At 66.9% G+C, this 12,204-nt stretch carries 15 protein-coding genes; 3 read left to right on the forward strand and 12 right to left on the reverse strand.

Annotation, left to right across the window (positions count from 1 at the left end):
- Window positions 1–6 precede the first annotated feature (6 nt).
- Both ACPL7H_RS17620 and ACPL7H_RS17625 read right to left on the reverse strand, forming a co-directional pair.
- The gene (locus tag ACPL7H_RS17620; RefSeq protein ID WP_424798079.1) at window positions 7–2,505 is read right to left on the reverse strand and encodes a glycoside hydrolase family 95 protein; all 2,499 of its coding nucleotides are present in this window, start codon (window positions 2,503–2,505) and stop codon (window positions 7–9) included.
- Window positions 2,506–2,509: 4 nt separating this feature from the next.
- A complete protein-coding gene (locus ACPL7H_RS17625; protein WP_424798080.1) occupies window positions 2,510–3,454 on the reverse strand; it encodes an ATP-grasp domain-containing protein in 945 nt (314 codons plus the stop codon).
- A 142-nt stretch (window positions 3,455–3,596) separates the two neighbouring features.
- Here ACPL7H_RS17625 and ACPL7H_RS17630 point away from each other — a divergent pair, with 142 nt between their 5' ends.
- On the forward strand, window positions 3,597–3,866 hold the full coding sequence (locus ACPL7H_RS17630; RefSeq protein WP_424789208.1) for a GlsB/YeaQ/YmgE family stress response membrane protein: 270 nt from the start codon (window positions 3,597–3,599) through the stop codon (window positions 3,864–3,866).
- A gap of 357 nt (window positions 3,867–4,223) precedes the next feature.
- A complete protein-coding gene (locus ACPL7H_RS17635) occupies window positions 4,224–4,616 on the forward strand; it encodes an STAS domain-containing protein (protein WP_424789207.1) in 393 nt (130 codons plus the stop codon).
- On the opposite strand, the gene ACPL7H_RS17640 is transcribed toward ACPL7H_RS17635, so the two are convergent.
- From ACPL7H_RS17640 to ACPL7H_RS17685, 10 genes are read right to left on the reverse strand one after another with little or no spacing between them, the layout of a single operon-like run.
- Window positions 4,563–5,339 carry a GvpL/GvpF family gas vesicle protein gene (locus ACPL7H_RS17640; RefSeq protein WP_424798081.1) on the reverse strand — a complete coding sequence of 259 codons (777 nt, stop codon included), beginning with the start codon at window positions 5,337–5,339 and terminating at the stop codon, window positions 4,563–4,565. The genes ACPL7H_RS17635 and ACPL7H_RS17640 overlap by 54 nt on opposite strands.
- Complete coding sequence (locus ACPL7H_RS17645; RefSeq protein WP_424789205.1) at window positions 5,336–5,659, reverse strand: gas vesicle protein K; 324 nt, start codon at window positions 5,657–5,659, stop codon at window positions 5,336–5,338. The genes ACPL7H_RS17640 and ACPL7H_RS17645 overlap by 4 nt, the downstream gene beginning before the upstream one ends.
- The gene (locus tag ACPL7H_RS17650; RefSeq protein ID WP_424798082.1) at window positions 5,656–6,570 is read right to left on the reverse strand and encodes a gas vesicle protein; all 915 of its coding nucleotides are present in this window, start codon (window positions 6,568–6,570) and stop codon (window positions 5,656–5,658) included. Before ACPL7H_RS17650 ends, ACPL7H_RS17645 begins: the two co-directional genes overlap by 4 nt.
- A gap of 58 nt (window positions 6,571–6,628) precedes the next feature.
- Window positions 6,629–7,024: a gas vesicle protein gene (locus tag ACPL7H_RS17655; RefSeq protein ID WP_424798083.1), complete on the reverse strand. Its 396-nt coding sequence runs from the start codon at window positions 7,022–7,024 to the stop codon at window positions 6,629–6,631.
- A 27-nt stretch (window positions 7,025–7,051) separates the two neighbouring features.
- Window positions 7,052–7,978 (reverse strand): gas vesicle protein GvpO, encoded by a 927-nt coding sequence (gvpO, locus tag ACPL7H_RS17660; protein WP_424798084.1) that lies wholly within the window; start codon window positions 7,976–7,978, stop codon window positions 7,052–7,054.
- Between the two features lies 1 nt (window position 7,979).
- On the reverse strand, window positions 7,980–8,228 hold the full coding sequence (locus tag ACPL7H_RS17665; RefSeq protein ID WP_424791690.1) for a gas vesicle protein GvpG: 249 nt from the start codon (window positions 8,226–8,228) through the stop codon (window positions 7,980–7,982).
- On the reverse strand, window positions 8,225–8,980 hold the full coding sequence (locus ACPL7H_RS17670; RefSeq protein WP_424798085.1) for a GvpL/GvpF family gas vesicle protein: 756 nt from the start codon (window positions 8,978–8,980) through the stop codon (window positions 8,225–8,227). The genes ACPL7H_RS17665 and ACPL7H_RS17670 overlap by 4 nt, the downstream gene beginning before the upstream one ends.
- Entirely contained in the window at window positions 8,977–9,363 is a 387-nt protein-coding gene (gene gvpJ, locus ACPL7H_RS17675) for a gas vesicle protein GvpJ (RefSeq protein WP_424789199.1), read from the reverse strand. The genes ACPL7H_RS17670 and gvpJ overlap by 4 nt, the downstream gene beginning before the upstream one ends.
- The gene (locus tag ACPL7H_RS17680; RefSeq protein WP_424798086.1) at window positions 9,360–10,502 is read right to left on the reverse strand and encodes an SRPBCC family protein; all 1,143 of its coding nucleotides are present in this window, start codon (window positions 10,500–10,502) and stop codon (window positions 9,360–9,362) included. The genes gvpJ and ACPL7H_RS17680 overlap by 4 nt, the downstream gene beginning before the upstream one ends.
- Before the next feature lie 29 nt (window positions 10,503–10,531).
- The gene (locus ACPL7H_RS17685) at window positions 10,532–11,311 is read right to left on the reverse strand and encodes a hypothetical protein (protein ID WP_424798087.1); all 780 of its coding nucleotides are present in this window, start codon (window positions 11,309–11,311) and stop codon (window positions 10,532–10,534) included.
- Window positions 11,312–11,524: 213 nt separating this feature from the next.
- Here ACPL7H_RS17685 and ACPL7H_RS17690 point away from each other — a divergent pair, with 213 nt between their 5' ends.
- Window positions 11,525–12,154, forward strand: a complete 630-nt coding sequence (locus ACPL7H_RS17690) for a hypothetical protein (protein ID WP_424798088.1) — start codon at window positions 11,525–11,527, stop codon at window positions 12,152–12,154.
- The last annotated feature ends 50 nt before the right edge of the window (window positions 12,155–12,204 follow it).

Consider the following 12,204-nt stretch of genomic DNA (forward strand, 5'->3'; position numbering starts at 1 on the left):
CGCAGCCTACCCCGCCACGGTCGGGACGAAATCCGCGGGGGTGAGCGTGACCGGGGCGCCGGCGGGCACGTCCACACTCACCCCGGCACCGGCGAAGCACACCCGCCGGTTGCCCGCGCCGGCGGGAGCGGTGGCCCGTAGTCGCGCCCGGCTCAGCGCCACCCGGCCGTCGTCGTCGATCTCCCAGTCCACATCCACAACGGTGCCGCCGCGGGCGAGCAGGCCGCGTGCCTGACCCGGGCCGAGCGCGGCCGGCAGTGCCGGAAGCAGGTCGATCCGATCGCGGTGGCTCTGCAGCAGGGCCTCGGCCAGTGCGGCGGTGAAGCCGAGGTTGCCGTCGATCTGGAACGGCGGGTGGGCGGCGAGGTAGTTGGCGTACAACCCACCCGACTGGCCGCCGGCGTCGGCCTCCTTGCTGCGCAGCGCCAGGCGGATCAAGGACTCCACCCCCTCGGGCTGGCCGAGCCTGGCGCGCATCGCCATCTTCCAGGCCAGGGACCACCCGGTGGACTCATCCCCCCGGGCGTCCAGGCTCGCCGAGACCGCCCCGGCCAGGTCTCGATCGATCGGTCGGGTGCCCGGATAGCAGAACACCAGGTGGGAGATGTGCCGGTGCAGCGGCTCGGGGTAGGACACGTCCATCGCCCACTCCCCCACCAGGCCGTCGGTCCGGATCGGTGGTGCCGGCAGGCGCGGCAGCGCCCTACGAGCTGCCGCCACCACGTCGTCGTCGTTGATCCCGAGACGCTCGGCCAGGTCGGTCACGATGGTCAGGAGGTCACCGATCAGCGCGATGTCGCAGGTGGAGGAGATTCCGGCGCTGCCCTCGCGGCCGTCAGGCGTGCGGAACCTGTTCTCCGGCGAGGTGGACGGATAGGTGCCCAGGCCGCCGTCGGGCATCTCCTGCAGCCAGTGCAGGCAGAAGGCGGCGGCCTCCCGGCCCACCTCGAAAGCGCGGCGGGCGAATCCGTCGTCGGCCCCGAAGGCCACCTGCTCCCACAGGTGCCGAACCAGCCAGGGGCCTGCCATCGGCCAGAACGCCCAGGCCGGATCGTGCTCGCCGTGACCGACCGGCAAGGTGTAACCCCAGATGTCGCTGTTGTGATGGGCCACCCAGCCGGGGGCGCCGTAGAGGTCGGCTGCGGTCCGCCGGCCCCGATCGGCCAGCGCCTCCACGAGGTCGAACAACGGCTCGGCCGCCTCGAGCAGGTTCGCCGGACCGGCCATCCAGTAGTTCATCTGCAGGTTGATGTTGGTGGTGTAGTTCGAACTCCACGGGGGCCGTAGGTCGGCGTTCCAGATTCCCTGCAGGTTCGCCGGTGTCCCCCCGGGCCGGGAGGAGCAGACGAGCAGGTACCGGCCGTAGTTGAACACCAGTGCCACCAGCGCGGGGTCCCGCTCGAACTCGGGCAGGCCCGTGGCATTGACCGCCGCAAGGCGTTCGTCGCTGGGCGCACTCGAACCGTGAGCGAACCTCACCTCGGCCCGCCCGTACAACTCCTGGTGGTCGGCTCGTTGCCTGGCCCCGAGTTCGGCTGTGTTGTGCGCCTCAGCCGCGTCCAGCGTGGCTACCGCACTTGTGATCGCCTGCGGGAGGTCCCGGCGTGGCGCGCGACCCAAGCCGCGGAACCCGGTGCCGGTGCTGACCAGCGCGGTGACCTCGCGCGCTCCGCGCACTCCGGTCCCACCCTGGATGGGCATCTGGAGGCCGTCGTGCCGGACGCGTAGGGCCACCGCGACCGGTTGGCTGTCCGCGCCGTAGTGCACCGGCTCCTCGGAACCTGCACCCGGGGCGCGGAATGTGTCGTCGTGCGGGGGGTGTACCTCCGTGGGCAGGGTGAGGGCGAGTACCGAATCGGCTCCGCCCGGAGTTCCGACGAGGCCACCGCGCAACTGGGAGGTCATGGCGAGGTCGACGTCGAGGCCGGCGGGGTCCTCGGTGGTGACGGTCCACACGAGGACCTGATCGGGCGCGCTGACGAACGTGGTGGCGGTGATCAGGTGAGCCCCACGGCGGTAACTGGTGCGGTGGGTCGCGGTGGTCAGGTCGAGCCTGCGCTCGTAGGCGGTTACGGCGCCGGGGCTGCCGGTGCGGTCGGTGGTGGCGGCTGGGTTGCCAGGGGCCGAGGACTGCTCACCTACCCTGGCCGGCCCGATCGTGATGTCAAGGTCTGCCAAGGGCATGAAGGCGCCCGAACTGCGGTGCTGCAGCGCGCGCAAGGCGCCCTCGGCGCCGGACCAGTCGCCGTCCCTGATCGCCCCCCGGGCTCGGGCCAGGGCACGCGCGGAGACCTGCGGATCGGGCCGGTCATCGGTGAACTCACGTTCGGGCCCACCAGACCAGGCGGTGCCGTCGTTGAGCCGGAGGCGTTCGTGCCAGGGGTCCCCGTAGACCATCGCTCCGATACGGCCGTTTCCCAACGGGAGCGCCTGCAACCAATCGGAGGCGGGCGTCGTGAAGCGGAGTTCATGCGACGTCGGCCTCGGGTCTTGGTTCCGAACCACGTGGTCAGGCCAGGTCGATGTTCGCCGGATCCGGCCCCATGCGCAGTTCGGCAACGATGGAGTCGGCGAAGCGTTCGATGGCGCCGGACTCCAGGGAGCAGAACAGGTTCGGCTCCACCAGTTCCAGTTCCATCAGCAGCGAGGCCCCGCCGTGGGTGGGGATCAGGTCGACTCGCGCGTACGGCAGCGGACGCGAGGAGATGGACCGGCCCGGAATGCGTGCGCGGGCGAAGGCCAGCACTTCCTGACCCGCCTGGATCTCCTCCCGGCTGGCGCGGTAGGGCTCCATCTCCTCCTGCAGGTAGCGCCCGGCCTCGGCTCGTTCGGCGCCCTCCAGGATCGTGCCCTTGCGGGCGGCGTGGGAGTAGGTGCCGTGGAAGAAGACCAGGGCGATCTCGCCGAGCACATCGACCTCGGGCACGTAGCGCTGCACCATCACCGAGCGGCCGTCGGCCAGCAGCCGGGAGGCGTGCTCGATGGCCGCGCGTCGATCGTCGGCCAGCACGCGGTACCGGGCGGTGTCCATTGATCCGGCGCTGATGGCCGGCTTGATGACGAACTCCTCCCGAGCGGGAAAGCGATTGTGCAGATCGCGCTTGGTGAATTCGCGCTCCGGTTCCAGCCATCGGGTGTCGACCACCGGCAGGCCGTGGTCGGCCAGCGGCTGCAGATAGTGTTTGTCGGTGTTCCATCGCAACACGTTCGGCGGGTTCAGCAACCTCGGCACGGACTGGGCCCAGGCCACGAAGTCGTCGCGGTGGGCTGCGTAGTCCCAGGCCGAGCGCACCAACACCAGGTCGTAGGTGGACCAGTCCACGCCCGGGTCGTTCCAGACGGCGGCCTCGGCGTGCACATCGCGATCGGCCAGCGCGGGCACGAGCGGTCGATCCTCCTCGTGCAAACGGGGCAGGTCGGCGCAGGTGACGAGGGCAACTCGGGATTCAGGCACGCCCCTACCGTACCGATCGCGCACCGCGAACGCCCACGGTCACCGCCGCGGCCCCAAGATGCGCGATTCCTCCGGTGATGCCACCATCGGTTCCACCACCGGCCCATCAGGCGCCGGTCCGTCGATCGAACAAGGAGTCCCCATGGGTTTCATTGCATTCCTGCTGCTCGGTCTTATTGCTGGCGCGATCGCTCGTGCGATCCTCAAGGACCGTATCGCCGGCGGCTGGCTCGCCAGCCTGTTAATCGGCGTGATCGGCGCGATGCTCGGTGGTTGGATCGGCACAGCCACAGGCTTGGGCGATGTGGATGAGTTCTTCTCCATCTCCTCCTGGCTGCTGGCCATCCTCGGCTCGGTGATCGTCTTGGTGATCTGGGGCGCGATCAGCGGCCGGAGCAAGTCCACACGCTGACCTTCCTGCGGCGAGTTCGGCGCGAACCTGACCGGATCAGCGGAACAGAGCACCCAGGTAGATCTCCGTTGGTGTACACCCGTAGTGGTACCGGTCCGCGTTTCGCGTCGGCTCGCCGCACTCACGGCACGGTTGGCTGTGGTCACCGGTGCGGTGTTCGGTCGCCCTGACCCTCTCGGTGCTCTTCTCCTTGATGGGCATTGGTCACACTCCTGTCGACCTCGATCTGTTGAAGTGCACGGTAAACCGAAGGCCTTTTGATGAGTTGTGGCAAACGTGTGGACCCTGGCCGCGGCCCGAACTTTGATGCCAGACGTTGATGCCACAAGGGCGTCCGTCAACCAGTCGAGGAGCAGGATGCCCGAAGAGTCCGAGCGGTTGAGCGCGCAGGGTTGGGTCAGGCTGACCAGGTCGCACGATTGCGCCCGACTCGCCCTCGGCGGCGAGATCGACGCCGGCGACATCACCACGCTCAATGACGCGGTCGAGGAGGCGCTCGGCTACGGCTTGCCGGTCGACGTCGACACTCAGGACGTGTTGTTCATGGACTCCATGACCATCGCCGCCATTTCCCGGCTCTCCGGAGCCGGCACCCGGGTGCGCTTCCTCAACCCGCCGGGACTTGTGCGCTTCCTGCTGGACGTGACGCACATCGGTGCGGAGGTTGAGATCGTCGACGACTCCCCGGCCTCCCGGTCAGGACGTCATGGTCGGCACGTCGGCGAAGGAGTACGGGGGCCACGGACCTAGGAACCGGACCTGCGCTGCCGGTTGCTCGTCACGGATCTTTGCCAGCGCACTACCGATCGCTTGAGTCCGCTCGGCCGGCGCCAGCACCGAGAATGCGGCAACCGGCACCTCCCCCGGTTCGGCACGACTGGCGCGGTTCTCCACCAGGTCATCGGCGAGGGCGGCAAGCCGGCGCCGGTAATCGGGGTACAACTCGTCGGCGAGAGCATCAGCCAGGTCCCTGGCGTGATGCTCCAGACGTTTGCGTAACAACCGCTGCACCCCGGCTGGTCTGCCGTCGATCTCCGCGCGCATCACCTCGGTCTCCGGGTGCCCCTGCGCCACGGTGGCGGCGTCCAGAGAGATCTCGATGCGCAACTCGATCCGGCCACGTAGTTGTGCCAGACGAGCGGCGAGGTCATCGGCGTTCTCATGCAACCAGCGCTGCAGCCGCTGCTCGGCCGGGTCCTCCTCGCTGTGTGCCACGATGACGTTGAAACTCACCGGCAACACGGCACCGGTGGCTTCGGCGAGCCGTTCCGCGACATCGCTGTGACTCAACACCCACCGGCGCACGTCGTCGTCATCGTCACCTTGGTACGGGCCATCCCGGTGCTCATGGACGACGGCGGCGACGCCCCCCGGTGCGGTGATCACCCTGAGTGGGTGGTCATCGATTCCCGTCCCCAGTTGGTGTTCCTCGGCCGGGGTACTGATCGCGTACACATACAGGTCTGCGCTCATCGGTGGTCCGGACCTGCCTCTTCAGCCCATCGGTCCGGGTTGATCAGTTTGTCCACCACCTCATCGACGACGTCATCCAGACCACGGCGCAGGTCCGCCACGGATCCGGTCAGGCCGTGCTCGTCTTTGAGTTCGGCCATCGCCTCGTCCAACTCCATCAGCGCCTCGCCCAGCCGGTTCTGTTCCTCCTCGGTCAGATCACCGCCTTCGATCCGCCGGATGGCCTGGGTTTCCAGTGCCTCCTGAATGATCTCCACCAAGGTGACCACCAGCGTGAGGACGCCGTTCTTGAGGCTCTTCTCGTCGACCTTCAGCGTCATCGGTCCGCTCCCGCCGCTACCTGTTCGGGCTGGTTCCGGCGCAGTAGTTGCAGGATCAGGCCCGCCCACCGTTCGTTGTCATCGACGGCCAGGTGGACGTTCCCGGAATCAGTACGCACGAGCAGGATCGTATCCAGCAGCGGGGTGTCCCCGGAGCGCAGGGTCACCGACCTGATCTCGCTCGGGCGCAGCCGCACCGCGGGACGGGAGTCCAGGGCGCCCTTCCAGGTCAGGCCGCTCTCGGCGTCGAGTTTTCCGGTGCCGCCGCGCCACAGGGGCTTACCCGCACTACCTTCGCGGAACCACATCCGCCCCTCGGCCAGAGGTTGTGCTTCCTCGGGTCGCGGCGCGGGATCCGAGGAAGGGCTGCTGTGGTGGCGCACCAGGTCGTGCAAACGCTCCGGCTCCGAGGCGGACAGGATGTGCGTACCGCCCCCGGCGGTGCTCACATGGAGGCGGGCACGTTCCTCTCCGCCGATGCTCCGCTCGGTCCGTGTCTCGACCCGCTCGATGTCAACGAGGGGGGTCTGCCAGAGAATCTCCTGGGGATCGCGCCGGTAGGCCACCAGCCGGTGGGTGGTGAGGTAGATGGTGCCCGGACGCCATGATCCGTGCTCGGTCTGGGCCAGATAGCCACCTGCCATCCGGGCGACGACGTCCTCATCGGTGGCCAACGGCAGGTGCCGGGATACCGACGCGCGCACCCAGGCACGAGTTCGCTCGTCCCAGTTGCGCATCATCCCATACTCCAACATCGTTTCCAGACCCGCGATCGTGGCGCGCAGATTGATACCGATCAGGGGAACGTCGGCGACGGCGATGATCAGGTCCAGGTTGAGATAGACCCCCTTGTTCAGCAGCACTTCGAGCAGGTCCGGCAACGTGACCGCCGGGTCGCGGGTGGGTTGCATCGCCTCCGTGACCTCCGCTGCGCTCCCCACGGCAGTGCCTGGAGGACCGCTAGCCTGCTCAGTCATCTGAGTCGGTGACCTCCGCCGGCTGGTCCTTCCCTGCCAACGCCTGGGCACTCTGCCAACCGCACCAGGGACAACTCTGCTCCAGCAACTGGTCTACCGGGGAGTGTTTGCCGCACTCCGGGCAGGACTCCTTGGTCTCGATGGCTTCTCGCCAGGCGACCGTGTCGGTATCGGTCCCGGCGGGGAACTCCAGCCCGTACTTCGCGGCGGTTTCGAACGAGGCCAGGGCGGCGCGGATCCGAATGCCGAGCAACTCCACCCCGGCCACCGAGACCATGATGTCGGCGTTGAGGACCAACCCCTTGTCCAGCAGCGTCTCCACGACGTGTACCAGCGTGCCTTCCCGGGAGCGCTGCGGCTGGATCGCGTCACCTGGTCCACTAGTCATCGCGCCACCTCCTGCAACCGCCTCGCCTCACTCTCCCCGCGCCCGTCCGCGCTGATAGCGCCGGGTGCGACGGTAGGACTGCAGTTCACCATCACCGGAAAGGAACACCTCGTACTCGGCGAGAACGTCGGTGGTGCTGGGGATTCGTTCATTCTCCAGCACCTCCACAGTGACCAGCCAGCCATCATCGGACCGCTCGACGCCGACCACCCCTTCGATTCCGCGGCCGGTCAACTCACCGAGTTGGCTCATCGCCTCCCGAGCAGCCCCGCCGGCCGAGAGGCCACGGCTCGGTGACCCGGTTTGTTCCTCGTCCTGCTCGTCGGGTTCTTCGGGTTCTGCGCGCACGTTGGGCTCAGCCTGGTCCTCTACCTCAGCCGGCGCCTCGGGCTCGGCTTCCTCCTCGGGCTCGGGCTCTTCCTCGGGCTCGGCTTCCTCCTCGGGCTCGGCTTCCTCCTCGGGCTCGGGCTCTTCCTCGGGCTCGGCTTCCTCCTCGGGCTCGGGCTCTTCCTCGGGCTCGGCTTCCTCCTCGGGCTCGGGCTCTTCCTCGGGCTCGGGCTCTTCCTCGGGCTCGGCTTCCTCCTCGGGCTCAGCCTGCTCCTGGGCTTCCTCCTCGGGAGCCTGGTCAGCGTCGTCCTTCTTGGTACGCCTGCTGGTGGAGCGGGAACGGCTGCTGCCGGACTTGCTGCTGCTCGCCTTCGACCCAGCACTCCTGCCGCTGCCGGTGCTGCCCGACTTACTCCGCGTGCCGCCCGACTTACTCCGCGTGCTGCCCGACTTACTGGCGGAACTGCCCGACTTACTGCCGGTACTGCCCGACTTGGCCTTGGAGCTCCGGGACTGGCTGCGTCCACTGCTGCCCTTGGCACGTTGGGACGAACCGGATTTGCTCCCCGAACTGCGAGCCCGTCCCTTGCTCGCGGTCTCCGTGCTCTCCTCGGTTTCCTTAGCCATCTCAACCTTCCTTGTCGGGACGTCGGCGGGACTGGATGAGCCGGGCCACCAGTTCCTGCTCCATCGCGTCCGCCTGCTCGTCGTCGATCTCGCCAGACTCCCTGGCGCGGGCAACCTCATCGAGTTGCCGTCGGATCGAGGCGGGGTCGTAGTGCTGCCGCTCGGCTTGCTCGAGCACGCGCTCAGCCACCCAGACGGTACCGCGAAGCGGTGCCAGAGGGAGGCTCAGAACGTTCCAGAGCAGGCTCATCGGGCCTCACCCGCGAAGTCGTAGGGCGCCTGGGGCCCGACCAGGCGGAACGTCACCCGATCGTGCATCGTTGCTGCCACCTGCTCAAGAGAGTCTTCGAGAGTCGACCGGGCCTCATGGGCCACCAGGAGCGCGACATCCAGCACATCCTCGGCTTGGCTGGTCTCTCGCATGCGCAGATCTCGTGCCAGCGGACGGATAGTCTCCAAGATGCGGCCGGCGTCCTGCTTGGCCTTCTCCTGCATCTGACCGACGATGAGTTCCCCGAGGCGGATGCGCTCGTAGTACGTCGCCTCGGAGGAGTCGCCGCGGGTGGCGTCCCGCAGCCGGGATATCTCCGGGTTCTCGGCGACCACCTCGTTCAGGATGCTCGCCTCCACATATCGGGCACGCAGGGTGAACTGGGTGGCACCCTCGACCTGCTTCAGACCCAGCAGGTACTCCTGCTGGCGGGCGGGATCCTGGATCTCCTCCAGTGCCTCCAGTTCCGGCACGAGCGTCCCGAAGGCCATGGGCAGGACCGGCACGTCCATCGCAATGGCGTCCAGCACACTGGCGTGCGCACGCAGGTCTGCCGGCCGACCGAAGTCCTCGGCATCGTCGAGATCCGAGACCACCGCGGCGATCGCACCCAACTCGAGCGTACGAACCCCGCTTCCGTCCACCCCAGTGAGTTCCTCGGGGATGCGGGCGGCCGCGGTCGTGATGCCGTAGACGTAGAGTTCGCTCGTGGGAGCCTGCCCAGGGGTCACGACTCGGCTTCTTCCTCCTCGGCCTCTTCCTCTTCGTCATCGTCGCCCATGAGGGCATCCTTGGCGCCGGAGATCGCGCCACTGACCTTGCCCTCGGAGGCGCTTTCAGTACTGTCTCCGAACAACTCCGGCAGGTCTCGTCCACCCTTGGCCTCAAGGTCGAGACGATTGGTGGCCTCCGCGAAGCGCAAGTAGGTGTCCACGCTTGCGATGACGATCCGAGCATCAATGGTCAGGACCTCGATACCCACGAGGGAGACCCGGACGTAGGCGTCGATGACCAGACCCTTGTCCAGGATGATCTCAACGACGTCGGCCAGGGAACTGGGAGAGGGACGTTCGATGTAACTTCCGTGGCGCCTCGTCGCAGTAGCAGTACTCATCGTGACCTCGCCTTCCTTCGTGTCCGGGGACGCTCCTCGGACTGCTCTTCTTCCTCGGAGGCTTCGCCCTCATCCTCGGGCTCGTCCTCATCCTCTTCGACCGGCTCCTCCTCGACGGCTTCACCCTCATCCTCGGGCTCGTCCTCATCCTCCTCGACGGCTTCACCCTCATCCTCGGGCTCGTCCTCATCCTCCTCGACCGGCTCCTCCTCGGCCTCGGCCTCGGCCTCAGCGGGAGCCTCGTCGTCGGGAGCGTCCTCCTCGGAGGAGTCTTCGGGTTCTTCTTCGGCCTGCTCTTCCTCGGCCTGCTCTTCTTCGACGACCTCGTCGTGGGTACGCACGATTTCCTCGTCCCGGATCTCCCCGCGCCAACCCTCGACGCTGTCCGGATCCAGGATCACCTCGGTCATCACGTGCCGGACGAAGTGCTTGAGTTCCAGCCGAAGCCGCCGGCCCACCGCCCGCCAGATGTTGCCGGTCTTCTCGAAGAAGCCTTGGGGGTGATACTCGACGACGATAACCATCCGGGTGAGTCGGTCACCCAACGGATGGAACGACACCGCCCCGTCCAGATGGCCCTTCTCTCCCGTTGAGCGCCACACAATGTGATCGTCGGGGACCTGCTGAACGATCGTGGCCTCCCAACTGCGATGGGACCAGAAGACCTGGCCCTTCATCTCAGCGGTGCCGTCGTCCTCATTAAACTTGGCATGCTCGGCCTTCTTCATGAAGTCCGGCCAACTGTCGTACGTCGTCCAGGCGTTGTAGACCACGCTCAGCGGCATTCCCACATCGATGGTCTCCACGAAGTTGGCGAATCTCATCTTTCCGCTGCCTCCGCTACCACCGCCGCCACCGAAGACGTCCTTCGCCTTCTCCTTCACGCCGGTGGTCGCTGCTGACAGCGCAGCCTTGGCCGGAGACTCGCCTTCGGCGAGTTCCTCGGCGCCCTCTTTAGCCGCCTCACCTGCCGCTCCGCCACCGTTCGACGCCTGCTCGGCGACGTCATTGAGTTTGTCGACGCCGCGCTGCACGAGGTTCTCGCCCCAGCCGCTCACGTACTCACCGAGGCTGCTCTTGAGTTTGTCCAGCCCCAACTGGTCCATCAAAGAGCCCGATTCGGATGATTCCTTGGCCATGGATCGCTCCTTCTTGTCTCGGGTCGACCTCAGGACGAGGACCGGCTGCTGCTCTTGGACCGGGTGCCGCCGCCACTGCCGCGACTACCGCTCCCCGAGGACTTCGTGCTGCGGGAAGAGGAGGAACTCCTGCTGCCACCGGACGAGCCCTTCGACCCGCCGGATGAACTCTTCGAACCGCCTGAGGATCTCTTCGAACCTCCAGAGGAACGCTTCGTCCCGCCCGAGGAACTCTTCGAACCACCGGAGGAACTCTTGGCGCTGCTGGAGGACTTACTGCTTGAGCGCGGGGAACTCTTGGTACTGCTGGAGGTCTTCTTCCGGGTGCTGCTCGCTGCGCGCTTCGGCTTCTCCTCAGCGGAGGCTTCCTCCTCAGCAGGCTCCTCCTCGGACTCCTCCTCAGCGGAGGCTTCCTCCTCAGCAGGCTCCTCCTCGGACTCCTCCTCAGCGGAGGCTTCCTCCTCAGCAGACTCCTCCTCGGGCTCCTCCTGGTCCGACTCGTCCTCACTTTCCTCCGACTCCGAAGACCCTGGTCGCATCTCCGCGGTCCGGTCCTGAAGCGTGGTGTTCAGCGAGTCGACGCCCTTGGCAGCGACGGCAACCGCTGCACCCTTGGCGGCCTCGAGCAGCGGGCCGGTGACGCGTTCACCCAGTTCCTTGATCTCCGGCGGCAATTCGAACTCGCCGTCCGAATCGGAGAACTTCCTCGCCGCGTAGGTGCCAGCCGTCGCGAGGGCCACCAAGCCCTTCTTACGGCGTCCCAGCAAGTAGCCCCCGACCAATAATGCTGCCAATTTCCATGTGTCCATCTCGGACCCCAGTCTGTGTGTCGGTACTTCGGGATTCGTGGCCCCGTGGGCCAGATGACCATCGGTGCGGTCTCGTAGCACGAGAGTCGCACAGCTCTCACCTGACTTGGCTCACCGGTCTGGGTTGTGCGGAGTGGCGAGGCTGTGACCTGGGCTAATGCGGTTCGCGAGGGTCGAAAGGGTGCACTAATTCGGGGGTTCTAGAGTGTGCCGATGGGCTACATCCGCACCGTCAAGACCGCCTCGGGGGCCCGGGCGGTCCAGATCGTGCACTCCAAGCGGGGCGGATCGAAGGACATCGAGCATATCGGCTCGGCCCATACCGATACTGACTACGAGATGCTCCTGGCCGCCGCTCGCCAGCGCCTGGCAGCCGGGCAGGGGGAGTTGAACCTGGGCCTGGATGATGCCACCAGCGCCGGGCCGTTGCCGATCACCTCCACCCGTACTGAGCACCTGATCGGGGCCTTGCAGCGCATCTATACCGATCTGGGCTTGGCCCAAGCCGCTGGGGATGATCAGGTGTTCTGGCTGTTGGTGCTGGCGCGATTGATCGAGCCGACCAGTAAGTTGGACTCCTTGCGGGTGATCGCCGAGGCTGGGTTGAGCCCACCGTCGTACTCCACCCTCAAGCGTCGTCTTGGCGGCTATGCCGAACCGGGCTTTCGCCAGGGTCTGGCGGCGGCCTGCGCCGCCCGGGCGGATCTGGGGCCTTCGGCCCTGGTGCTCTATGACGTCAGCACGTTGTTATGCCGATGTCGGCATAACAAGGTTTATGCCGACCTTCTGGTTATGCCGATGTTTGGGGTATCGGCCCAGGTCAGGGCCTTGTCGGTGGCCTGAAAGGTCGGCATAACGACACGCTGATCCTCCAAGGTGTTCGTGTGCTCGGA

Origin of the sequence: Pseudactinotalea sp. Z1732 (assembly GCF_049724975.1) — a bacterium.
Lineage (GTDB): Bacteria > Actinomycetota > Actinomycetes > Actinomycetales > Beutenbergiaceae > CALKWS01.

Excerpts from the sequence above, each read along its gene's own strand:
- ACPL7H_RS17640 (WP_424798081.1), bottom strand. The coding sequence starts at position 5,339 with ATGAGCGCAGACCTGTATGTGTACGCGATCAGTACCCCGGCCGAGGAA.
- ACPL7H_RS17635 (WP_424789207.1), top strand. The coding sequence starts at position 4,224 with ATGCCCGAAGAGTCCGAGCGGTTGAGCGCGCAGGGTTGGGTCAGGCTG.
- gvpJ (WP_424789199.1), bottom strand. The coding sequence starts at position 9,363 with ATGAGTACTGCTACTGCGACGAGGCGCCACGGAAGTTACATCGAACGT.
- ACPL7H_RS17655 (WP_424798083.1), bottom strand. The coding sequence starts at position 7,024 with ATGACTAGTGGACCAGGTGACGCGATCCAGCCGCAGCGCTCCCGGGAA.
- ACPL7H_RS17645 (WP_424789205.1), bottom strand. The coding sequence starts at position 5,659 with ATGACGCTGAAGGTCGACGAGAAGAGCCTCAAGAACGGCGTCCTCACG.
- ACPL7H_RS17685 (WP_424798087.1), bottom strand. The coding sequence starts at position 11,311 with ATGGACACATGGAAATTGGCAGCATTATTGGTCGGGGGCTACTTGCTG.
- ACPL7H_RS17690 (WP_424798088.1), top strand. The coding sequence starts at position 11,525 with ATGGGCTACATCCGCACCGTCAAGACCGCCTCGGGGGCCCGGGCGGTC.
- ACPL7H_RS17630 (WP_424789208.1), top strand. The coding sequence starts at position 3,597 with ATGGGTTTCATTGCATTCCTGCTGCTCGGTCTTATTGCTGGCGCGATC.
- ACPL7H_RS17665 (WP_424791690.1), bottom strand. The coding sequence starts at position 8,228 with ATGAGCCTGCTCTGGAACGTTCTGAGCCTCCCTCTGGCACCGCTTCGC.
- ACPL7H_RS17650 (WP_424798082.1), bottom strand. The coding sequence starts at position 6,570 with ATGCAACCCACCCGCGACCCGGCGGTCACGTTGCCGGACCTGCTCGAA.
- ACPL7H_RS17680 (WP_424798086.1), bottom strand. The coding sequence starts at position 10,502 with ATGGCCAAGGAATCATCCGAATCGGGCTCTTTGATGGACCAGTTGGGG.
- gvpO (WP_424798084.1), bottom strand. The coding sequence starts at position 7,978 with ATGGCTAAGGAAACCGAGGAGAGCACGGAGACCGCGAGCAAGGGACGG.